The organism is Chitinophaga sp. CB10 (genome assembly GCA_001870995.2).
GTDB lineage: Bacteria > Bacteroidota > Bacteroidia > Chitinophagales > Chitinophagaceae > Chitinophaga.
In genome coordinates, this window is sequence record MLAV02000016.1 from 128,788 (window position 1) to 151,099 (window position 22,312).

A 22,312-nucleotide genomic window follows, 5' to 3' on the forward strand; every position below is an offset into this window, starting at 1 on the left:
TCTTCAGTGTATTATCTGTCTTAAAAATAAACGCCTAAACGTAATGCAAAGCTATTGATATTCACTCTGCCATCGTTCCACTTTGCATTGCGGGTGGCATCGATAAAACCGTTCTGGTAAATGAGCCCTACGGAGCCGGTGAGGGATTCGCTCAGTTCATAGTCGATCCCGGCACCTATTAACATCCCGATGTTGATTCGGTTCACATCCGGGAGGATGTTCACTTTTTCGAACGTCTGGGTAGGGGTGGTCACATTGGCCCTGGCGCTTACCGGGAAGGCGAAATAAGTCCCGAATTGACCCCAGAAAGCCATTCCATCCGCATTGGTATTGGTTTTCAGCTTCAGCGCCAGCGGTACCTGTATGTGCGTGAATTTAAAATTATATTCCGCAGGTTGCGCTTTATAATCGCTCAAACCTTTACCCTGGTCGTATTTTATTTTGCTGCCGCCGAGTACTACGTTAAAACCCGAGGCGATCGCGTAATTACCCTGTTCATTGAGGCTGAAATCGGCTATCAGGCCGAATCCCAGTCCGGGTTTTGCGCCCGTGCGCGATGCGCCGGCCTCCTGTGGATTCATGATCGAAATGCTCGGATCGAGGTTAAACCCCAGTCTTACTCTTTTTTGAAATTGGCCATAGTTGCTTTGTCCGGATGCTCCTTTCACTACTCCCAACACCAGCATTATAAATAAAATCCGCTTCATATTAAGGATATTGTCTTTTTTTAAGTACAAGGTATATAATAAATTTACCCTTTATTCAGTTTTTAAGAGCGATGCAAAGTTACACTAATATAAGGACCCGTTTTAGCTGGCTGTTGCTGGCCGCAATAGCCATGGCTTCCTGTAAGTCAGGACCCAAACCGCCGGATGTAAGTCATATAAGCGTGACCGTTAGTACGCAAAGGTTTGACTCTGCGCTGTTTACGATTGATACCAACCATATTCAGCCGGGCCTGGAGCAACTGCATGCGGCGTATCCCCTGTTTTTGCCGGTATATATGACCGACATCATGAACCTCGGCGCTTATTCAGACAGCAGTGCTGCTTTGCAGCAACAATTGCACCTGTTTCTGACCACGCCCGACTTCAGGCAGCTGGAAGTGGCCGTACAGCAAAAGTTTAGCAACTTATCCAGTGTCCGCAAGGACCTGGAGCAGGCTTTCAAATACACGAAATATTACCTGCCTGCCTTTAAAACGCCGCAGGTGGTGACATTTATATCCGGCATTGCCAATTACGGCGCTGTTACGGTGGATTCCATCCTGGGCATCGGGCTGGATATGTACATGGGCGCTGATTTTCCGCCATACAAGATGATCGAGGACCTGCCGGCTTATATGATCCGGAGGTTTACGCCGGAATATATTGCCACCAACGCCATGCAGGTGCTGCACAACCAAATGTACCCGGCCACCAGCTCCGGTACGCTGATTGCCCAGATGGTGGATGCCGGCAGGCAACAATACTTTTTAAGCAAAGTACTGCCTTACACGCCGGACACGATTCGCCTGGGCTATACGAAAGAGCAGCTGCAATGGTGCTACGACAACGAGCAGATGATCTGGCAATTTTTCATACAAAATAATTTACTGTATTCAACCGACTGGCAGGACAGAAGCCACTTTCTGGGCGATGGCCCTGCAACCCAGGGTATGCCGGAGGGTTCGCCGGGAAAGATTGGAAATTTTGTAGGACTGCAAATTGTAAACAAGTACATGGACAAGCATCCGGAGACGACGTTGCAGCAGTTATTAGAGATGAAAGATGTGATGGTGATATTTAATGAAGCTAAGTACCGGCCCCGTTAATAATGGCCATGTTGGGTAAGGGCTCGCGGTTAACACAACAAATCGCGGGCGCTTGCCGCAGGTACTGCGGCAGTGGAAATGCCGGTGTGGAGCAGGATTAATTGAGCTTGAAAGGCACAATCATCTGGAACTCCGGTATTTTCACCTCGAAAAGCTTCTTATCCAGCTGATTTTCCATCTGGTAAGTACCATACATTTTTCCTATTTCAGTGCGGAGATTTGATCCCGAGACGTACTGGTAAGTTTCACCGGGAGCCAGCAGGGGTTGGACGCCTACTACACCTTCGCCTTCTACTTCACGGTGGTTACCGTTTGAATCAATGATGTACCAGTGACGGCGAAGTAATTTGATAGGGAAAGTATTGTTGTTTTCGATAGTAATCCGGTAGGCGAACATAAATTCGCTTCCAATAGGATTCGAATAATCCGGTTGGTAGAATGTTTCCACGCTGATTGTGATTCCCTCTGTTACCTTCTTTACCATATAACAACCTTTAACGTAAAAATAAGGAAAATAATGAGGTGTTACCCTGCTTTAACGATTTTTTAGTGAATTTCCACTCCCTCCAACATGGTTGGATCGCTCTCTGCGGCTCTGGCAGCCACTTCGAAGGAATTATTCACATACCCGTTGCGCAGGTAATCCCTGAAATAGTGATAGAGGAAAGAGAGGAAACCCCATTGGCGGAACTGGCGTACATGACACACTTCATGCCGTACCCATGCAGTATCCGCCAGGAACGCATCGCGCGAAACGCCATGCAGATGGATGGTATCACCCATCACCATGGCAACTGCCGGCACTTTCAGCCGTTTGGCGGCCAAAAGTGCCAGCAGCGATCTTTCGTGTATGCGTACTTTTATTTTTTCCACGTCTTCTTACCACCTAACGTAAATCTACGGGAAATATTGAATCCCCAGCGGAATTGCCCCTGCAGCCAGGAAGCGTGCGTTTCAGGGATAAACTGGCTCTCCTGGATAGCCGTAGCGTTAGTGAAGTTGATATGGAAAACGTGCCCACCGGTTTCTATTTCAATACCTACGCCCAGCGGGTTATAAAACTTGATACCGTTGGCGCTGAAATAATCCTTGCTTTCCTGGGAGCGGAAAGGATAGAAATATTCCACGATGAAGCCCACCCGTTTGGAAACCTTCAGCCGGCCGGCCGCGCCCAGGGCAAACATGTTGTTCATATCCATGTAGGCCACTTTATTGCGGTGTACGTAGGTAGGGCTGAGGGAGAGCGTGAGCTTGTCGCCCAGCTTGCGGGCTATCACCGTTTGCAGCACATAATTGAGCCGGTCCGTACCATCCTGGAAATATACCGGGCTGTTTTTATCTTCGGAAGCGGTCATGCAGCTTACGTTCATGGTCCCGAGAACGGCGAGCGACAGCGGCACGTGGTTATCCGTAGTTTGGGTAAGGAGCTTGTATTTCACCAACCCGTCCACCAGCTGGGATTGCACGCCGGAGCCCTTGCTGCGGCCGAGGCCTACCATGAGCTTGTCCGTAATACCGTATTCCAGGCCGATGCGGATATCGGTAGAATTATCCGTACCGAAGAAGGTTTTCACGCCGCCGAACTCCCCGCCCAGGTCACCGAAACGGTGATCCACCCGGAAATCCAGTTCGTGTTTGCCCAGGGTTTCAGTGGAGTGCCCCATGATGATGCGGGTACCCTTATAGGTGTTCAGCACCGGCTGATGGGAGGCCGTGCTGTCAAAGAGGTTGCTCAGGTCCGACTGGGCCAGGCATACAAAAGGCAGGCCGCTGCCGAGCAGCAGAAAAATTATGAATTTCATAATAAAAGTTCTGATTTTGGACTATTTCGCCGTTGCGGTATAGGTAGCATTGACAGTAACCGCAACTTGTTCGGCAATATTTTTAACCACTATTGTTGGAATTTTGACCTTGTGATCGGCCAGTTTTACATTGAACCTGGCGTTCAGTTGTAAAGCATTTCCGCTTACAGTAATCGTTCCTTTTTCGCGGTAGGTTTTATCCACCCCGTGCAAATTCAGTGTACCCTCTACCGTTACGTTGTAGGTTCCCGCTACGGAGAGGTCCACCTCGTCCAGTATTTTCCCTTTAAACTCCGCATTGGGATATTTATCCGATTCCATATAGGTGGAGTTAAAGTGTTGCTGCATCAGCCTTTCGTCGAAATCAAAGGAAGCGATGGGCACTTTAAAGTAGATCGCTTTTGTTTTGATATTGATGGCGGATACAGCTTTGTTGGTCTTAGCCTCTATGTCTTCCAGCGGGGCGGAAGAGAAGAAGGAGATGCCGGCGCCTTTTGCCGTATAGATATCCTGGCAAAAACCCGGTTGACGGAGCAAAAGACCTAAGGCCAGCAGTAAAACGTACTTCATGGTAGCATTTTTTGGTTTACTGATCCGGCATGCCATGATTAACCCAGCAGGCCAGTGAATCTTTGGCGCCTTGCGACAGGGCGGTGAATGCGGCAGGCGGCATATCCGCCTGCGGGCCGGTTACCCGCTGTGCAAAGATACCCGGCTTGGCAGCAATGTAGGCCTTGATACGGTCGGCGCTACTAAAGTTGGCCGCAGCAGGGGAATTACCTCCCGGATGACAACCTTTGGAGGTACAGTTGGATTGAATAACAGCAACGGCATAGCTGGTGAAAATTTTGGCGGTGTCGCAGGCAGTCTTAACCTGTGGCGCCGGCGCCTGCTCGTTTTTACATGCCATCGCATACAAGCAAACGCCTCCCGCAAGAATCCATAGTTTTTTCATAAAGATGCAGGTAGTTTTTACAAGGTAATACGTTTTACTTTTTTCTTCCGTTGCCTCGTTAAAAAAAATATCCTACTTTCTTTTCAAGACTTATTTTTGTAAGAAATACCATTGACTGTGAATATCGAACAACTCTATAGCATTTACCTGCAAAACCCATCCATACAAACAGATACCCGCAAGCTGAAAGCGGGGGATCTCTTCTTTGCGTTGAAAGGCGCCAACTTCAACGGCAATGAATTTGCCGCAAAGGCGCTGGAGCAGGGCGCCGGCTTTGCCGTGGTAGACGAGGAAAAATACTTCACACAACCGGATAAAATGATGCTGGTGAGCGATGCGCTGGAAGCCTTGCAGCAACTGGCCCTGCATCACCGCAAACAGCTGGGGATACCGTTCATCGCTATTACCGGCACTAACGGTAAGACCACTACGAAAGAGCTGATCAACGCGGCGCTTTCGTCCAACTATAAAACCTATGCCACGGTAGGCAACCTCAACAACCACATCGGGGTGCCGCTTACCATCCTCAGCATCCGCGAGGATGTAGAGCTGGCCGTGATTGAAATGGGCGCCAACCACCAACGGGAAATCGAAGCCTATTGTAAGATAGCCCTGCCTACGCACGGCATTATCACCAATATCGGGAAAGCCCACCTGGAAGGCTTTGGCGGCGAAGAAGGCGTTAAGAAAGCCAAGGGGGAACTGTACGATTACCTGCGCGCCAACAACGGAACAGTGTTCGTTTGCAACGAATACGGGTATTTAATGGAAATGAGCCAGGGCATCGCGCACGTGATCACCTATGGCCGGGAGAACGCGGATTACACCGGTAGGCCGCTGGCGGATAAAGCATTCCTGGAAGTGGAAGTCACCGGCGATAGCAAGGTAGGGCTGATACAAACCCAGCTGGTAGGCGCTTATAACTTTCCTAACGTGATGGCTGCCGTTACCGTTGCCAGTCATTTTAAAGTGCCGGCACAAAAAATTGCGCCTGCCATTGCCGCTTATACCCCATCCAACAACCGCTCACAGGTGATCAAACAGGGCTCCAATACCATTATCATGGATGCCTACAACGCCAACCCTTCCAGCATGAAAGCCGCGCTGGACAATTTTGCCGGCTTGCAGGCCAATAAGAAAGTATTGCTGCTGGGCGCAATGATGGAGCTGGGAGAAGACAGTATTAAAGAACACCAGGCCCTCGTAGACGCTTTACAGCGCACTCATTGGGATGCCGTTGTATTGGTGGGCGGCGATTTTCAGAAAGTGACCCATCCTTATATCTACCTGCCGGATGCGCTCGAAGCTAAAAAATGGCTCGAACAGCAACAGTTCACGGACACGCATATACTCGTAAAAGGCTCCAGGAGTACCGGTATGGAGCGCGTGATTAGTCAGTAGTTCAGATTTTTGGAAGCGGTCGGGACAATTTGTTAATGATTTCATAATTTTTATATGTTTTCCCGTTAACATACGGTTTCGACCTTTAAACCAAAATCTGAATTGCATGAGTCTTAAGATCCGCGTCCTCTGGGGCATACTATGCGGTATGCTCCTGTTGCCAACCCTTTTATTTGCCCAGGAAACAACAGCCGACATTTCCGGTATCATCAGTTCCGCCAACGAAGCCGTACCCGGCGCCAGCATCGTGGCGATACATACGCCCACCGGCTCCCGGTACCAGACCGTATCCCGTAAAGATGGCCGTTTTAATTTACCGAACCTTCGGGTAGGCGGCCCCTACGTGGTAACCGTCACCTTCATGGGCTTTAAGGAAGAAAAGAAAGAAAACATCTTCCTTTCCCTCGGGCAGGATTACAAACTGGACCTGACGCTGAAAGCCACTACCAGCTCCCTCAGCGAGGTAGTTGTAAAAGCGGCCGGCGCACAAAACAAAGTATTCAACAAGAGCCGCACAGGGAGCCAGGAAGTGATCACCCGCGCACAGATGGACCGGCTGCCTACTATCAGCCGCTCCATGCAGGACTTCACCCGCCTCACTCCTTCTGCAAACGGCTTAAGCATCGGCGGGCGCAGCAACCAGCTCAATAACATTACCGTTGACGGCGCCAACTTCAACAACGCCTTTGGCCTGCAGCCTACACTTGGCTCCCAGACGGCCTCCCAGCCCATCAGCCTCGAAGCGCTGGAACAAATCCAGGTAAACGTTTCCCCCTATGATGTACGCCAGGGTGGATTTTCCGGCGCGGGCATCAACAGCGTTACGAAAAGCGGTACCAATGATTTCAAAGGCACGGTATATACCTTCATCCAAACGCCGGGCCTGCAGGGGCTGAAAGTGGGTACAGCAACAGTGCCTAAGCCATCCTTCAATTACAACCTGCGGGGCTTTAATGTGGGCGGCGCCATCGTCCGCAACAAATTATTCTTCTTCGTAAGCGGGGAATCCGAGCGTATCGACGCGCCGGCCACCAGCCTGGTAGCCAACAAACAAGGGCAGGTAGCAGGCGGCAACGTATCCCAGGCCACCGCTGAGGACCTGGATGCGCTCAAGAAATTCCTCATCGATACCTACGGCTATAACCCCGGCGATTACCAGGGTTATACCTACCGCACGCAGAGCGATAAAGCCACGGTTAAGGTGGACTGGAATATCAATGAAAAAAATACCTTAACGCTGAAGTACAACTACCTGAAATCGTTTAAAGATATTCCGGCGAGCAATAGCGGCGCTCCCAACAACAACCGCCAGCCGAGCAATACCGGCCTGCCTTTCAGCGGCAGCGGCTATACGATCAACAACAACTTCAATATTTTTATTGCGGAGCTGAACACCCGCATCGGCAACAATGCTTCCAATAAGTTGCAGGTAGGATACAGCGCCATGCGCGATTTCAGGGCATCCCTCTCCGGCGGCAACTTCCCCCTGGTGGATATCCTCAACGGCCAGGGCGCAAGCTATACCGCTTTCGGCTACGAACCGTTTACCTACAACAACAAGCTGAATACGGACGTGTACCAGCTCTCAGATATCTTCAATCTTTATAAAGGCGCACACGAAATCACCATCGGTACCCAGAACTATTACAAAACTTTCCTGAATGGTTTTGCGCCTAACTATGTGGGCAACTACCGTTATAACTCGCTGGCAGATTTTTACGCCAGCGCACAATCCGGCGCGCTGACCACTGCGCGCTATGCGTTGTCCTTTGCCAGCACGCCCGACGGTTCCTTCCCTTATGCCAAAGTGAACGCGCTGGAACTGGGCGTATTTGTGCAGGATAAATGGAGTGTTAGCAAATATTTCACGCTTACCTACGGTTTACGCGTGGATGTGCCGGTCATCGGCAATACCTTTACCCGCAACGATTCCCTGACGACGCTGACCTTCCGCGACGGGGTTAAGCTGGATGTTGGGCAGAAGCCTGCCACTGCGCCGCTGATCTCCCCACGCGTTGGCTTCAACTGGGATGTCACGCACGACAACCAGACGCAGCTCCGTGGAGGCGTGGGCTTGTTTGCGGGCCCTCCGCCGGCAGTGTGGCTTAGCAACCAGGCCGGTAACAACGGCGTACAGTTTGGTTCTTTTGTAGCCACTGCCGGTACAAACACGACGATCAACTATCCTTTCAGCGCCAACCCTGACAAGTATCGCCCGGGAGCGGGCCAGCTCTCCACCGCGTACAACATTGCCGCTACGGACCGGAACTTCAAGTATCCGCAGGTCCTCAAAGCTACGCTGGCGGTAGACAGAAGGCTGCCAGGCGGTATTGACGGAACGCTGGAGTTTAACTATTCAAAAGATATCAACGCCGTGTATTTCCAGAACGTCAACCTGCCGGCCACCGGTACTGCGTTTGACGGGGCGGACCACCGCATCCGCTACAGCGCGCCGCAGATCTATGGCCCTGTTGCGGGCGGTAACACGCTAGGCAAGCCCAATATCAGCGACGCTATCCTGATGCGCAATACCAACAAAGGCTACAGCTATTTTGTAACCTTGCAGTTACAGAAAAATATCCAGCACCTCACCATGAGCGCGGCCTATACCTATTCAAAATCCCGCAGCGTGAATGATGGCGGCTCCATTGCGCAGAGCAACTGGCGCGACCGCCCCGTGAGCGGTGATCCCAACGCTGATGTGCTGGGCTATTCCAATTATTATCTGCCGCATCGCGTCATTGCTACCGCTACTTACAAGTTTAACTGGGCCAAACATTTTGCCACCTCCTTCGGGCTGGTGTTTGAAGCGGCGCCAAACGGCACTACCTCCTATACTTACAGCGGGGATGTTAACAATGACGCCTCCAATGGTAACAACGATTTGATCTTTATCCCGGCCAATGCGAGCCAGATCAAGCTGGTGCCGGTAGGCTATTCGGACAAGGCTTACAATCCGGCTACGAATGCGGATAAACGCAGTGAAACCGTTATCTGGAACCAGCTTGATAACTTTATCAAACAGGATAATTACCTGAACAGCCACCGGGGAGCGTACGCAGAGCGCAATGGCGTGGTGCTGCCATGGTTTAAGCGGGCGGACCTGAATATTACACAGGATATTTATGTTTTCTCCGGCAAGAACCAGGCTAAGCACACCTTACGCCTTACGTTCGATATCATCAACCTGGGCAACTTCCTGAACAGGCGCTGGGGCACTTACAAGATCGCCAACCAGGCGTCGTTCCTGAAGTACGAAGGTTACTGGAAAGACCCGTCTTCCGGGCAGACGACCAATATTCCGGCGTTCTCCTTCCCGTACCTGGATGCGAAGAACGAAATCCCGCTGACGAATTCATGGAGGGATAACACGGCTACTATCAGCCGCTGGCAGGGGCAGATTGGCATCCGTTATATTTTCAATTAATACGTTGACGGATATACGAAACAGCACCGCAGCAAGACATAAACCTGAATAAACGGAGCGCAATAAAGTAGGTAACCGGAAATAGATAGTCAAACGGAAACGGTTACACGAAAATGATGAATTAAAAAAACGAAGCCGGTTCTTACGAACCGGCTTCTGCCATTATTTAATATTTTTGTAAAGATTTAAACAATTAGTTGCAATAAGTTCACGTTTATTAAACGTAAGCCCTGCTGCGGTATGCCTAACCATCCACATAGGTACTGCAATGGCATAAACCCTCAGGACGCTTGCTATCTACACGCCGGCTACCACTGATGCACTTTCCCTTCTACCTGAAAAAAAACATAGGACCTATATAAAAAAAAGACCTGCAAGCTAAAAAACCCGCAGGTGTTCATAACCTATGCCAACTTTAGAGTAATCGTTAAGAGCTTTACAGCTGAGCTGGTTTAAGCTCCAATATTTTTAGTTATGATTGTCTTTTTTGTGTTTGTGTATATATAGATAACGTGATAGAAAATACTTTTGTTCAGAGTTTTAAAAATTTTTTTGGTTGTCGCTAACAAAGTGTTTTTTGGCGGCTACATATTTACATACGAACCATAAATAAGTTTGGATTGCTAAAATGGAAAAAAAATAAAAAAAAATCTAATTATTAAAAATCGAAATATCTAACTAAATCAAGATGGGTTTTTTAGCGAATTTCCTGGCAAATTTCAATTAAAACTCCATTTGTATTTTTAGGATGCACAAAGCATATCAGCTTATTATCCGCCCCTTTTTTCGGCGTTTCGTTCAGTAAAACAAAACCCTCCGAACGGAGCCTTTCCATCTCGGCGTAGATATCTGCCACCTCAAAAGCGATATGATGGATGCCTTCCCCTTTTTTGTCGAGAAACCTGGCAATAGCGCTCTCTGCGGCAGTAGCTTCCAGCAGTTCTATTTTATTTTCCCCGGTTTGAAAAAAGGCGGTTATCACATTTTCGCTGGCTACGGCTTCCTGTTTGTAGCAGGGGGTATTGAGAAGTTTTTCATAAACGGGAATGCTTGTTTCCAGCGACTTTACAGCGATTCCAATGTGTTCGACCTTGAGCATATGCATTATTTTTACTATGCCGAATGTCGTATTTTTGTTTGATGCAGCCATTACCAATTTACCTGGACAATAACGCCACCACCGCCTGCGATCCGCGGGTGCTGGAAACCATGTTACCTTACTTTACCACGCAGTATGGCAATGCGGCCAGCAGGAGCCATTCCTTTGGCTGGGTGGCGGAGGAAGCGGTGGACTATGCCCGGGAGCAGGTAGCCGCGCTGATAGGCGCTGTAAAGCAGGAAATCGTATTCACTTCCGGCGCTACGGAGGCCGTTAACCTGGCTATCAAGGGCGTTGCGGAAACCTATGCCGCTACCGGCAACCATATTATTACCGCGGTGACGGAGCACAAAGCCGTCATAGATACCTGCAGGCGCCTGGAACAAAAGGGTTGCCAGGTAACCTGGCTGCCGGTAAACGAAGAAGGACTGGTAGCCGTGGAAGATATAGCGGCGGCCATTACCCCGCAGACCATCCTCATTGCCATCATGTACGCCAACAACGAAACGGGGGTGATACAACCGGTAAAAGCCATCGGGGAGCTGGCCAAGGAGCGGAATATCCTCTTCTTTTGCGATGCCACGCAGGCGGTTGGGAAAATACCGGTGAATGTACTGGAGGATGGGATTGACCTGCTGGCTTGCAGCGCCCATAAGCTGTACGGCCCCAAAGGGGTGGGCGCCTTATATGTACGCCGCAAGGGCCCCCGCGTAAGGCTCACCGCCCAGATAGACGGCGGCGGCCATGAAAGGGGCATGCGCTCCGGCACCCTGAATGTGCCCGGTATCGCCGGCTTTGGAAAGGCCTGTGAAATATGCGGGGAAGAGATGGCATCCGAGGCCTTACGTCTCGGAGGCCTGCGCGACCATTTAGAAACCAGTTTGCTCCGGCTCGAAGCGAGTCGCCGTAATGGCAGTAACGTGCACCGACTGCCCCATACAACCAATATTTCCCTCAACTATTTAGAAGGTCAGACCCTCATTATGTCGTTTAGTAAACAGATAGCACTCAGCTCCGGATCCGCATGCACCTCCGCCTCCATGGAGCCCAGCTACGTACTGAAAGCCATGGGGCTGGACGACACCCTGGCCCGTAACGCCCTGCGGATGGGCGTTGGCAGGTTTACTACCCGGGAAGAAATCGATTTTGCCATCGATACCATTACCCATGCCGTGTTGGAAATGCGTAAGATCAGCCCCCAGTGGGAAGCATATAAATCCGGACTTGCACAATAATAAATCCCTGAATAGCATTATCTAATAAATATATATTTGCATCTTTACTAACTACTATTCATGCAAGCCATCTTTAAGAAAGAGATTAACCAGTTTTTCAGCGGTATTACCGGCTATGTGGCCATCATACTGTTTTTACTGGCCAATGGATTGTTCCTGTTCGTATTTCCGGACACCAGCCTGCTGGATACAGGCTATGCCAACCTGGACCCGCTTTTTGACCTGGCGCCGCTGCTATACCTGCTCCTGATCCCGGCCATCACCATGCGCAGCTTTGCGGATGAGTTTAAAACCGGCACCATGGAGCTGCTCAGCACCAAACCGCTCAGCGGCTGGGATGTGGTGATGGGAAAATTTTTAAGCAGCCTGCTGATCGTGGTCATTTCCCTGCTGCCAACCATCATCTATTACTTCGCCATCCGGCAACTGAGTGTAAACCCGGCCCTGCTGGACAATGGCGGCATGATCGGCTCCTATACCGGGCTGCTGCTGCTTGGTGCTACCTTTACGGCGATCGGCATCTGGTCGTCCAGCATCACGGCGAACGCCATGGTAGCCTTCCTGGTAGCGGTTTTCACCTGCTTCATCTTTTACAACGGGTTTGATGCGCTGAGTAAAATCCCTGCTTTCCAGGGCAGTGCCGACTATTACCTGCAAATGGCAGGCATCAAATTCCATTACCTCTCCATCAGCCGCGGCGTGATTGATAGTCGCGATGTAATCTACTTCTGTAGCGTTGCCGGGCTGATGCTCTACCTGACCAAACTTTCTCTGCAACGCAAAATCTGGCAAAACGGATAAGGACTCATGGCTACGACTATACGAAAAAAATATTTTCAGCGCGCACTGGCTGTAGTACTGCTGCTGATTGCCGTAAACATAGGCGCCGCTTATCTGCACGGCCGGTGGGACCTCACCGCGGAAAAAAGGTACACCCTTTCCAAAAGCACCATTCAACTGCTGCGCCACCTGGATAGCCCGGTGGAAATTGAGGTGTACCTCAAAGGCGACTACCCCGCTACCTTCAAACAGCTGGCGCAGGCCACCCAGGAGCTGCTGGAAGAGTTCCGGGAATACGGGAAACAAAACCTGCGCTTCACTTTCGTCAATCCCGGCCAGGGGCTCAGCGACTCCGCCAGGATGAGATTTTTAGGCAAGCTCACGGAAAAAGGCATCATGCCTTATAATATGAAGGTCCAGGGAGATGCCAACGACAGCTACCAGGAAAAGCTGATCTTCCCGGGAGCGCTGGTGTACCATAAAGGCGATACCATCGGCGTAAACCTGCTGAAAAGCCAGGGTGGCCAGGATCCCATGCAGAGCATGAACGCTTCGGAATCCCTGCTGGAATACCAGTTTGCCAGCGCCATCAGCAAGCTCCAGGAAAAAGAAAAGCCGCTGATCGGGTACATGCTCGGCCACGGGGAATCGCTGGGGGCGGAAGTGTACGATGCGCTCACTACGCTGCAAAGCAATTACAGCCTGGATACGCTTACCCTGCAGGGGACCGCTTATATACCGAAGGATTTTGACGTGATCCTCTTTGCCAAGCCGGCAGAGACTTTCAGCGATGCGGATAAATTCAAGATAGACCAGTATGTGATGAACGGCGGCAAGGTGATCTGGTTCATTGATGAAACCAACGCTACGCTGGACAGTTTGCAGCAGAAGCCTTCCTTCCTGGCATTTGACAGGGGGCTGAATTTGGAGGACCTGCTTTTCCGTTATGGCGTGCGTATTAACCAGGACCTCGTGCAGGACCTGCAGTCGGACGCTGTGCCCATGGTAGTGGGCAATGTGGGCAACCGGCCTCAGATCATACAACTGCCATTCCCCCTCTTTCCGCTGCTGACGCCTACCGGCGCGCATCCGATCGTAAAAAACCTGGACCTCGTGCTGAGCCACTTTGTGAGTTCCATGGATACCGTGCGTACGGAAGGATTGAAAAAAACGATATTGCTGACCAGCAGCCGCACCACGCGCACCATCCGCGTGCCGGCGGAGATCAGCTGGGAGATGCTGAAAACGCAACCGAACCCGAGGGACTACCGGCAGCAGCACCTGGCTACGGCCGTATTGCTGGAAGGGCATTTCACTTCCCTGTTCCGCAACCGCATCGATCCCAGGCTGGCGGCTGAAATGGAAGTAGCGAGCCGCACGCCGTACAAAGCGCAAACGGATACGGCCAATGCGATGATCGTGGTGAGCGACGGCGACCTGATCGCCAACGCCGTATCCCGGAAAGAAGGGCCGCTGCAAATGGGTATCAACGAATACAATCCCGGTTACGCCTTTGCCAATAAGGAGTTTATGCTCAACTGCCTGGAGTTTTTGACCGGCAAGCACGGCATTATGGAAAGCCGTAACAAAGAAATAACATTACGCCTCCTCGATGCGGAGAAGGTAAAAAAGGAAAAAACAAAATGGCAGGCTATCTGCTTTATAGTACCCGTTGGCATGGTATTATTATTCGCGATGGTTTTCCTGTTTGTAAGACAACGCAAGTTCGCAGAATAGATCAGGCGTAACTTGATTATATTTGCTGTTCACAAATTTAAACACCTGTCACATGACACCCACGCAGTGGACATACCTGATATTCGGCATTGTGGTTACTGTAGCCCTGATTTTTGACCTTGGCCTGCTTAGCAAGAAAAATGAACAGATGACCATCAAAAAGGCGCTGATCCAGACTTGCTTCTGGGTGAGCCTGTCCCTGTTGTTCTTTGGTTTCATGTGGTATGAGGACGGCCACGATCCGGCGCTTGCTTACCTGAGCGCCTATTTGATGGAGTGGTCGCTATCGATTGATAATATATTCGTTTTCATTTTAATATTCGGATATTTTAAAATAAAAGAGGAAAGTTATGCCCGGGTTTTGCTGATAGGGATTTTGATGGCTATCGTTTTCCGTGCTATATTTATCAGCCTCGGTGTGGTATTGATCCACAAATTTGAGTGGATTCTCTACATCTTCGGGCTGTTCCTTATCTACACCGGCGTGAAGATGTTTACCGCCAAAGAGGAAGATGAATTTAACCCGCAGGACAACATGGCGTTGCGATTCATCAGCAAGTACATGCGGTGGACTACAGAAGATCCGCAGGGTAAATTTTTAATAAAGCGTAGTGGTAAGACCTACCTGACCACGTTATCTGTGGTAGTGGTGATGCTGGCATTTACGGATATCGTGTTTGCGCTGGATTCCATCCCGGCTGTATTTGCCATTTCGCAGGACCCGATGGTGGTGTTTACCTCCAATATTTTTGCGGTACTGGGTTTGAGGTCATTATTTTTCCTGCTGCGGGGCGCAGTGGATAAGTTTGATTATCTGCCGCAGGGCATTGCAATTGTATTAGTATTTATTGGTCTTAAAATGCTCGCAGAGTATTTTATTCATATACCCGTGTACGTATCACTGATCGTGATTGTAGTATGCCTTGGGGGTTCTATTCTTTATTCCCTTTACCATGACAAGAAAGAATTACCGAAAGGACAAGTGAAGTAAAAGGCAGCTGCCAGAAAACGTTTTTGCAGCCGCCAAGTGATTATTCAAACTGATAAAAACGTGTATAACGCAGCGAGTATCAACAAAGTCCTGAAAGGAGAGTTGTTGCAGGAAACAGGATTTTCAGAGATCGATCATCTATTGCTGGATAGCCGTAAGCTGATATTTCCGGAAACATCCGTCTTTATTCCGCTGGTGAGCGCCAGGAGAAACGCCCACCAGTATATTGAAGAGCTTTACAAGAAGGGTGTCAGCAACTTTATCATCAGTGAGCCTGTGCCATTGGAGAAATATCCCAAAGCCAACTTTATCCTGGTTAAAGACACGCTCCACGCGTTGCATACGCTGGTAGCGTGGCATCGTCAGCAGTTTCACATCCCGGTGATTGGTATCACCGGCAGCAACGGGAAGACCATCGTCAAAGAATGGCTGTTCCAGTTGCTGGAAAAGGACTACAACATTGTACGCAGTCCGAAAAGCTACAACTCACAAATCGGAGTACCGCTATCTGTCTGGCAGATGCAGCCGGAACACCAGCTGGCTATTTTCGAGGCCGGCATTTCCCAGCCAGGGGAAATGGTGAACCTGGAAAAGATCATACGCCCTACCATTGGCATTTTCACCAATATCGGCGAAGCGCACAGCGAAGGGTTTCTGAACATACGCCAAAAAATAAATGAGAAGCTCGTCCTCTTTATGAAGAGTGACATACTCATTTACAGTAAGGATTACCTGGTGCTGAACGAGTGCGTACTGTCTTACCACAACCAACTGGAAGAAGGCCCTGAACTGTTTTCCTGGTCCAGGAAAACGGATGCCGACCTGCGCATTACCAGTACGGATAAGCACGATCATCATACCCGCATCGAAGCGCTGTATAAAGGCGAACACCTGGAAATCCGCATTCCGTTTACGGATGAGGGCTCCGTGGAAAACGCCATACACTGCTGGGCGCTGATGCTCTACCTGGGCAAGGAACAGGAGGTGATCCAACAGCGGATGGACCTGCTGAGCAACATCGCCATGCGCCTGGAATTGAAGCAGGGGATCAACAATTGCTCCATCATCAACGATGCCTATAACCTGGACCTGGGCTCGCTCACCATTGCGCTGGACTTCCTGCAGCAGCAACAGCAGCACCAGGTGCGCACCGTTATCCTCAGCGATATCCTGCAAAGCGGCAAGAGCGATGCTTCCCTGTATGAGGAAGTAGCGGGGCTGCTGCGCCAGAACGGGATCAATAAGCTGATCGCCATCGGTAAAAATATTTCCCGCGAAAAGAAAATATTCCAGCAGGTGGAGGGCCTGAAATCATGGTTCTATAACACTACCGACGAGTTTACGCAACAATTCAACGGGGACGATTTCCAGTACGAAACCATACTGGTAAAAGGCGCCCGTGTGTTCGAATTTGAGCGTATCGGCAAACTGCTGGAGCAAAAGGCCCATCAGACCATCCTGGAAATCAACCTCAGCGCCATTTCACATAACGTGAAGCATTACCAGTCGCTGCTGAAGCCAAATACCAAGGTGATGGCCATGGTGAAAGCGTTTTCCTACGGCAGCGGCAGTTTTGAAATTGCCAACCTGCTGCAGTTCCACGGCATCGATTACCTGGCCGTGGCCTATGCGGACGAAGGGGTAGAGCTGCGCAGATCCGGCATTACCATGCCTATCATGGTGATGAACCCCGAACCGGCCAGCTTTGACGCGATCCTGCACTGGAACCTGGAACCGGAGATTTATTCCATGGGCACATTAATGCAGTTCCAGGAAGAGGTAATTGCTGCCGGCAAAACGGAGTTTCCCGTACACATTAAGCTGGATACCGGTATGCACCGCCTGGGATTCGTGAAAAAGGACCTGCCTGAGCTGATCAGCGTGCTGACGGCCAGTTCCACTTTCAGGGTGCAATCCGTATTCTCCCACCTGGCAGCCAGCGAAGACCCTGCACAGGATGCGTTTACGCAGCAGCAGGGCCGCCTCTTTTACGAGATGAGCCACGAACTGCAAAAGGCGTTGGGGTATTTTGTGATCCGTCATATCGCCAACAGCGCCGCTATCACCCGCCACCCTGACCTGCAGCTGGATATGGTGCGACTGGGAATTGGGATGTATGGCATCGACAGCGCGATGGATATACAGGACCAGTTGCGGAACGTCAGCACCCTGAAAACGACCATTGCCCAGCTCAAAGAGCTGGAACCCGGGGAAACTGTGGGTTATGGCCGCCGCTGGGAAGCCGCCAAACCAGCTGTAACTGCCACGGTGCGAATTGGTTATGCGGACGGTTATAGTCGCCGTATGGGGAACGGCAACGGGAAAATGCTGATCAGGGGCAAACTGGCGCCGGTAATCGGCGTGGTGGCCATGGATATGTGTATGCTGGATGTGACCCACATCCCGGACGCTGCTGAAGGCGATGAAGTGATTGTATTTGGCCAGGACCTGCCGGTACAGGAGCTTGCGAAATGGGCGGACACCATTCCCTACGAAATATTAACAGGAATTTCACAACGGGTAAAAAGAGTATATTTCCAGGAATAGAGAACTTGCAAGAGGTTTGATTTCCGACTTTGAAATAAACCATTATTTTTGATAAAATTTTAATGTCAATTGAAGTATCGTCACATTCTGCTTATTGTCTTACTCATCCTGGTTGTTGACCAGTCTTTGAAGTTTTGGATCAAGACACATATGTTCATGCAGCAGGAATATATCATATTCCCTAACTGGTTCCGCATACATTTCATTGAAAATGAAGGGATGGCGTATGGACTTAAATTTGGTGGCGACTTCGGGAAGATTTTCCTGACATTATTCCGCCTGGTGGCCGTTGTATTCGGCTTTTATTACCTGAACAAGCTGGTAAAGGAGAAGTACCACAAAGGCCTGCTGATCTGCGGTGCGCTGATCCTGGCCGGTGCTGCCGGTAACCTGATCGACAGTATGTTCTACGGGTTGATCTTTAACGACAGTGTGGGGTACGAAGTGGCCAGGTTTATGCCGGAAGGCGGCGGCTACGGCAGTTTCCTCCATGGCCGGGTGGTAGATATGCTCTACTTCCCGCTGTACGAGGGCTACCTGCCCAGTTGGGTGCCGTTTAAAGGAGGCGATTATTTCGTGTTCTTCCGCCCGGTGTTCAACGTCGCTGATGCGGCCATTTCCGTTGGGGTGGTGACGATCCTGTTGTTCCAGAAGCGATTCTTTGCGGCGCATACGCATGCAAAGCAGCCAAAAGAAACGGGTAATACTGTTACCAATGATCATGTAGCGTAATACGCCACTTTTATAATAAAAGAGACCCGGAGGGATTAAATTCCTCTGGGTTTTTTATTTTCGGTGCAAAATCATATCGAGGAATGAGAAAAATCTGCTTACTGCTAACCCTTTGCTGTAGCCTGCGTATCGCCTATGCCCAGAAAGCGCCTGATTTCCAGGGCACTGACCTGAACGGGAAAAGCATACAGCTGACCGATTATAAAGGCAAATATGTGTTACTGGACTTCTGGGCCTCCTGGTGCCATCCCTGCATGGAAAAGGTGCCGCTGCTGAAGAAGATAAGAAGGAGTTACCCTGAAAATAAGCTGGCGATGATCGGCATCAGCCTGGACAGAAGCAAGGCTGCCGCCCAGCAGACGGTGAAGGCCAAAGGCATGAACTGGACGCATATTTATGATCCGAAGACTATTCCCGGCGCTTATGGCGTGTTTTATATACCGATGGTGTATTTGATTGACCCGAACGGGAAAGTGGTGTATAATAATGACAGGCAGACGGAGGAGGAGCTGCTGCGGATACTGGAAAGAATGTAGCGCCTGAAGCGCTGCTGTGGTCAAAAGATCCCCTGGAGAAGCATAATTTCCTCATTGATTTCCAACCTATTAAGAAATATTTTCCTATTTCGCTTTGAAATAAAAAAAAGCCGCGCTACATTTGTCTACCAATTCTATAGACTATATGGCTTTCAAAAATAAAATGCGGTATATAACAGGTCGATGTTGATCTCCGGCAACGACACGCACCCCTTTTATTCAATCAATAATCTAATTTTTCACACGCACTTTTATGCATAAGTTTTTACCACTGGTTAAATACCTGTTTGCTATACTGGTATTCAGTCCCTTCTTTGCGCAGGCCCAGCTGAACGGCTCGTACGTCATCGAAGGAAAAATTGCGGACGACAGAGGCGGCGGGCTGCCCGGCGCTTCCATCCAGATAAAAGGTACTTCTTTTGGTACCACCACAGATTCTACCGGGCATTTCAGTCTGACTACCAACGCCAAATTCCCTTACAAGCTGGTGATCCGCCTGATTGGCTACCAGCCGCAGGAATTTGAAGTAAAAAACAGCAACAGCAAACTGGCGATACAGCTGTACACCCAAAGCCTCCTCGTAAATGAAGTAGTGGTATCCGCCAGCAGGCAGCAGGAAAAGCTGCTGCGCTCCCCGGTGACGATTGAGAAGCTGGACATCCGCGCCCTGAAAGAAACTCCGTCTTCCACCTTTTACGACGCCCTTGGCAACCTGAAAGGCGTACAGATGACCACTGCCGGCCTTACATTCAAAGTATTTAACACCCGCGGCTTCAACGTGCCGAACAACTTCCGTTTTATGCAGCTGGTAGATGGTGTGGATAACCAGGCCGCTACGCTCGGCGTTCCTTTGGGTAACGCCATCGGGCCTACGGAGCTGGACATTTCCAGCGTGGAAGTAACGCCGGGCGCATCTTCCGCCCTGTATGGCATGAACGCGATCAACGGTATGTCCAACCTCACCACCAAAAACCCCTTCAATTACCAGGGCGTGAGCGTGTACCAGAAAATCGCTTTCAACCACTTCGACGGCAATGGCAGCAGTCCGAAGCCAATCACGGAAACGGCTATACGTTATGCGCAATCCTATGCGCCATGGTTTGCCTGGAAGATCAATTTCAGCTACATGGAAGGTACGGACTGGTATGCGGACAACCACTCCGACTTCAACCCGCAAACCAAAGCCAATCCTGACTTCCCGCAGCTGAGCGGACCTAACAACATTGCGAATGATGGCTGGAATAAATACGGGGATAACTCCAATATCCAGATCATTGACAAGGACGGCCGCGCCTACAACGTACGCCGCACGGGTTATTGGGAAAAGGACCTGGCCGGCGACTATAAAGTAAGAAACACCAAGGTAGACGGTAGCCTCAACTTCCGCCTGCCGCATAAAATTGAGTTATCGTACGCTTACCGCTACGGCCTGATGGATGGCTTCTTCCAGCGCGGTAACCGCATCGGCCTCAAAAACGTGAGCGTGCAGAATCACAAAATTGAGCTGGTACATCCTGACTTCACGCTGCGCTCGTACGTATCCATCGAAAACACCGGCGATTCCTACAACATGAACCCGCTGGCTGATAACCTCGAAAAATCTTTCAAGACGGATAAAAAATGGCAGGCTGATTATACCGCCGCGCTGAACACTGCGCTTACCAACGGGGCGGACCTCGTAGCGGCGCACCAGGCAGCCCGCGCTGCCGCCGACCAGGGCCGGTTTACGCCCGGCACCGCGGCATTTGATGCACAGGTGGCCAAAATTAAAAGCGTGAACGACTGGGATATTTATCCTACTTCCAAAAACCCGGAGAACACCACCGGAGGCGCCGCACTGCTGCAAATGAGCCGTTTCTACCACACGGAAGGCACCTGGAACCTGCGTAAATACGTGCATTTCATGGATGTGCTGGTAGGCGCGGATTACAGAACCTACGAGATCATCCCGGATGGTAACAACTTTGTGGACTTCTCCCAACCGCTGGATAAACGTAATCAACCCGGCGGAAAACATATCTGGTACGGCAAGTACGGCGGATTTGTACAAGGCGCCAAATCCTTCTTCAATGATGCTTTGAAGCTTACCGCTTCCCTGCGCTATGATAAGAACGAGCAGTTTGAGGGTAAGATCAACCCGCGTATTGCGGCAGTGTATAGCATTAAGGACAAGCATAACTTCCGCCTCAGCTGGCAGAACGGATTCCGCTTCCCGTCCCTGTTTGAAGCCTACAGCTTCGTGAATAACGGACAGGTAAGGCGTGTAGGCGGACTCGCATTTATTGAGCAGGGCCTCGGCTACTTCAAGAACTCTTACCTCACCAGCTCTGTGGATGCTTTTGGCGTGGCGGTAAATAAAACCATCAACGCGGAACATATCAGCAAAGAGGCTGCCGCTGCCAAAAACGCCGGCGTACTCAAAATAGCGAACCTCGATCCGATTGTGCCAGAGGAGATCCATTCCTTCGAAGGCGGCTACAAAGCGGTATTACTCGACAACAAATTGTTTATCGATGTGGACGGTTACTTCTCTACCTATAAACATTTTATCGGGCAGGTAGAAGCAGTGGTGCCTACCAGCGGTAATGTAAATAACCCCGATGCATCCGTACTGAACCAGATGCTGGATAAGAGCCTGCAAAGTCGCTACCGGGTTTGGACCAACAGTAAATCCACCGTGAATAACTATGGCTTTGCAGTAGCGGTTACTTATGATATCTACAAGTCATTTACCGTGAGCGCCAACGCCAACTATAACAAGCTGGCGCAGGACAAAACCAAGGACGACGCGCTGATCCCGGGTTTCAATACGCCTGACTGGTTTGCGAATGTGAGCTTTGGTAACAGGAATGTGCTGCCTAACCTGGGTTTCAACATCGTTTGGCACTGGCAGAACACCTTCTACTGGCAAAACCTGTTCGGCAACGGCGATGTGCCTGCCTACAGCACCGTGGATGCGCAGGTTACCTACCGGGTGCCGAAGCTGAAGACAGCGTTCAAGCTGGGCGCTTCCAACCTGTTTAACAGCGCTTACTTCCAGTACGTGGGAGGCCCGACCATCAGAGGGTTGTACTACTTCTCCATCACGTTTGACGATGTATTCAAGAAGAAGTGGTGATAAAACTTTTCATTCGATAAGAAGAAGGCCGGGACGCAGGTGAAGTGCCCCCAAAAAGTTAGACACTTTTGGGGGCATTTTTTATGGATAAAAGAGTCAGATACAGTTATCAGCAGAAACTGTCCATTGTCAAGGCCAT

At 50.3% G+C, this 22,312-nt stretch carries 18 protein-coding genes; 11 read left to right on the forward strand and 7 right to left on the reverse strand.

The features are described 5' to 3' along the window. Window positions 1-20: 20 nt before the first annotated feature. Complete coding sequence (locus BOC67_RS20290; protein ID WP_291912920.1) at window positions 21-707, reverse strand: porin family protein; 687 nt, start codon at window positions 705-707, stop codon at window positions 21-23. Between the two features lie 71 nt (window positions 708-778). Here BOC67_RS20290 and BOC67_RS20295 point away from each other — a divergent pair, with 71 nt between their 5' ends. Then, window positions 779-1,813, forward strand: coding sequence for a hypothetical protein (locus BOC67_RS20295; RefSeq protein ID WP_291912922.1), 1,035 nt, complete (start codon window positions 779-781; stop codon window positions 1,811-1,813). A 97-nt stretch (window positions 1,814-1,910) separates the two neighbouring features. Here the strand turns inward: BOC67_RS20295 and apaG are convergent, their stop codons facing one another. The 5 genes from apaG to BOC67_RS20320 form a co-directional block, all read right to left on the reverse strand. Next, entirely contained in the window at window positions 1,911-2,297 is a 387-nt protein-coding gene (gene apaG, locus BOC67_RS20300) for a Co2+/Mg2+ efflux protein ApaG (protein ID WP_073078323.1), read from the reverse strand. 62 nt (window positions 2,298-2,359) lie between these two features. Next, entirely contained in the window at window positions 2,360-2,686 is a 327-nt protein-coding gene (locus BOC67_RS20305) for a DUF4157 domain-containing protein (RefSeq protein WP_291912925.1), read from the reverse strand. After that, a complete protein-coding gene (locus tag BOC67_RS20310) occupies window positions 2,674-3,615 on the reverse strand; it encodes a DUF5777 family beta-barrel protein (protein ID WP_291912927.1) in 942 nt (313 codons plus the stop codon). Before BOC67_RS20310 ends, BOC67_RS20305 begins: the two co-directional genes overlap by 13 nt. A gap of 21 nt (window positions 3,616-3,636) precedes the next feature. Continuing rightward, window positions 3,637-4,185, reverse strand: a complete 549-nt coding sequence (locus tag BOC67_RS20315; protein ID WP_291912929.1) for a YceI family protein — start codon at window positions 4,183-4,185, stop codon at window positions 3,637-3,639. A 16-nt stretch (window positions 4,186-4,201) separates the two neighbouring features. Continuing rightward, window positions 4,202-4,570, reverse strand: coding sequence for a hypothetical protein (locus tag BOC67_RS20320; RefSeq protein ID WP_291912931.1), 369 nt, complete (start codon window positions 4,568-4,570; stop codon window positions 4,202-4,204). A gap of 117 nt (window positions 4,571-4,687) precedes the next feature. On the opposite strand from BOC67_RS20320, the gene murF reads away from it, so the two are divergent. Both murF and BOC67_RS20330 read left to right on the forward strand, forming a co-directional pair. Next, entirely contained in the window at window positions 4,688-5,971 is a 1,284-nt protein-coding gene (gene murF, locus BOC67_RS20325; protein ID WP_291912933.1) for a UDP-N-acetylmuramoyl-tripeptide--D-alanyl-D-alanine ligase, read from the forward strand. A 106-nt stretch (window positions 5,972-6,077) separates the two neighbouring features. Then, window positions 6,078-9,398, forward strand: coding sequence for a carboxypeptidase regulatory-like domain-containing protein (locus tag BOC67_RS20330; protein WP_291912935.1), 3,321 nt, complete (start codon window positions 6,078-6,080; stop codon window positions 9,396-9,398). A 697-nt stretch (window positions 9,399-10,095) separates the two neighbouring features. Here BOC67_RS20330 and mce read toward each other — a convergent pair. Further along, window positions 10,096-10,497 (reverse strand): methylmalonyl-CoA epimerase, encoded by a 402-nt coding sequence (gene mce / locus BOC67_RS20335; RefSeq protein WP_291912936.1) that lies wholly within the window; start codon window positions 10,495-10,497, stop codon window positions 10,096-10,098. 41 nt (window positions 10,498-10,538) lie between these two features. On the opposite strand from mce, the gene BOC67_RS20340 reads away from it, so the two are divergent. The 8 genes from BOC67_RS20340 (at window position 10,539) to BOC67_RS20375 (ending at window position 22,173) form a co-directional block, all read left to right on the forward strand. Further along, window positions 10,539-11,732: an IscS subfamily cysteine desulfurase gene (locus BOC67_RS20340; RefSeq protein WP_291912937.1), complete on the forward strand. Its 1,194-nt coding sequence runs from the start codon at window positions 10,539-10,541 to the stop codon at window positions 11,730-11,732. A gap of 60 nt (window positions 11,733-11,792) precedes the next feature. Further along, on the forward strand, window positions 11,793-12,533 hold the full coding sequence (gene gldF, locus BOC67_RS20345; protein WP_291912940.1) for a gliding motility-associated ABC transporter permease subunit GldF: 741 nt from the start codon (window positions 11,793-11,795) through the stop codon (window positions 12,531-12,533). A gap of 6 nt (window positions 12,534-12,539) precedes the next feature. After that, window positions 12,540-14,249: a gliding motility-associated ABC transporter substrate-binding protein GldG gene (gene gldG, locus BOC67_RS20350; RefSeq protein ID WP_291912942.1), complete on the forward strand. Its 1,710-nt coding sequence runs from the start codon at window positions 12,540-12,542 to the stop codon at window positions 14,247-14,249. Window positions 14,250-14,301: 52 nt separating this feature from the next. Beyond that, on the forward strand, window positions 14,302-15,240 hold the full coding sequence (locus BOC67_RS20355; protein ID WP_291912944.1) for a TerC/Alx family metal homeostasis membrane protein: 939 nt from the start codon (window positions 14,302-14,304) through the stop codon (window positions 15,238-15,240). A 60-nt stretch (window positions 15,241-15,300) separates the two neighbouring features. Beyond that, window positions 15,301-17,787, forward strand: coding sequence for a bifunctional UDP-N-acetylmuramoyl-tripeptide:D-alanyl-D-alanine ligase/alanine racemase (locus tag BOC67_RS20360; RefSeq protein ID WP_291912947.1), 2,487 nt, complete (start codon window positions 15,301-15,303; stop codon window positions 17,785-17,787). Between the two features lie 69 nt (window positions 17,788-17,856). Then, a complete protein-coding gene (locus tag BOC67_RS20365) occupies window positions 17,857-18,519 on the forward strand; it encodes a lipoprotein signal peptidase (RefSeq protein WP_291912949.1) in 663 nt (220 codons plus the stop codon). Between the two features lie 83 nt (window positions 18,520-18,602). After that, window positions 18,603-19,055, forward strand: coding sequence for a TlpA disulfide reductase family protein (locus BOC67_RS20370; protein ID WP_291912951.1), 453 nt, complete (start codon window positions 18,603-18,605; stop codon window positions 19,053-19,055). 253 nt (window positions 19,056-19,308) lie between these two features. After that, the gene (locus tag BOC67_RS20375; RefSeq protein ID WP_291912953.1) at window positions 19,309-22,173 is read left to right on the forward strand and encodes a TonB-dependent receptor; all 2,865 of its coding nucleotides are present in this window, start codon (window positions 19,309-19,311) and stop codon (window positions 22,171-22,173) included. Window positions 22,174-22,312: the final 139 nt, after the last annotated feature.

Coding starts and splice junctions, on each gene's coding strand:
- BOC67_RS20290 (WP_291912920.1), bottom strand. CDS start 707: ATGAAGCGGATTTTATTTATAATGCTGGTGTTGGGAGTAGTGAAAGGA.
- BOC67_RS20295 (WP_291912922.1), top strand. CDS start 779: ATGCAAAGTTACACTAATATAAGGACCCGTTTTAGCTGGCTGTTGCTG.
- apaG (WP_073078323.1), bottom strand. CDS start 2,297: ATGGTAAAGAAGGTAACAGAGGGAATCACAATCAGCGTGGAAACATTC.
- BOC67_RS20310 (WP_291912927.1), bottom strand. CDS start 3,615: ATGAAATTCATAATTTTTCTGCTGCTCGGCAGCGGCCTGCCTTTTGTA.
- BOC67_RS20315 (WP_291912929.1), bottom strand. CDS start 4,185: ATGAAGTACGTTTTACTGCTGGCCTTAGGTCTTTTGCTCCGTCAACCG.
- BOC67_RS20320 (WP_291912931.1), bottom strand. CDS start 4,570: ATGAAAAAACTATGGATTCTTGCGGGAGGCGTTTGCTTGTATGCGATG.
- BOC67_RS20330 (WP_291912935.1), top strand. CDS start 6,078: ATGAGTCTTAAGATCCGCGTCCTCTGGGGCATACTATGCGGTATGCTC.
- mce (WP_291912936.1), bottom strand. CDS start 10,497: ATGCTCAAGGTCGAACACATTGGAATCGCTGTAAAGTCGCTGGAAACA.
- BOC67_RS20340 (WP_291912937.1), top strand. CDS start 10,539: ATGCAGCCATTACCAATTTACCTGGACAATAACGCCACCACCGCCTGC.
- gldF (WP_291912940.1), top strand. CDS start 11,793: ATGCAAGCCATCTTTAAGAAAGAGATTAACCAGTTTTTCAGCGGTATT.
- gldG (WP_291912942.1), top strand. CDS start 12,540: ATGGCTACGACTATACGAAAAAAATATTTTCAGCGCGCACTGGCTGTA.
- BOC67_RS20355 (WP_291912944.1), top strand. CDS start 14,302: ATGACACCCACGCAGTGGACATACCTGATATTCGGCATTGTGGTTACT.
- BOC67_RS20370 (WP_291912951.1), top strand. CDS start 18,603: ATGAGAAAAATCTGCTTACTGCTAACCCTTTGCTGTAGCCTGCGTATC.
- BOC67_RS20375 (WP_291912953.1), top strand. CDS start 19,309: ATGCATAAGTTTTTACCACTGGTTAAATACCTGTTTGCTATACTGGTA.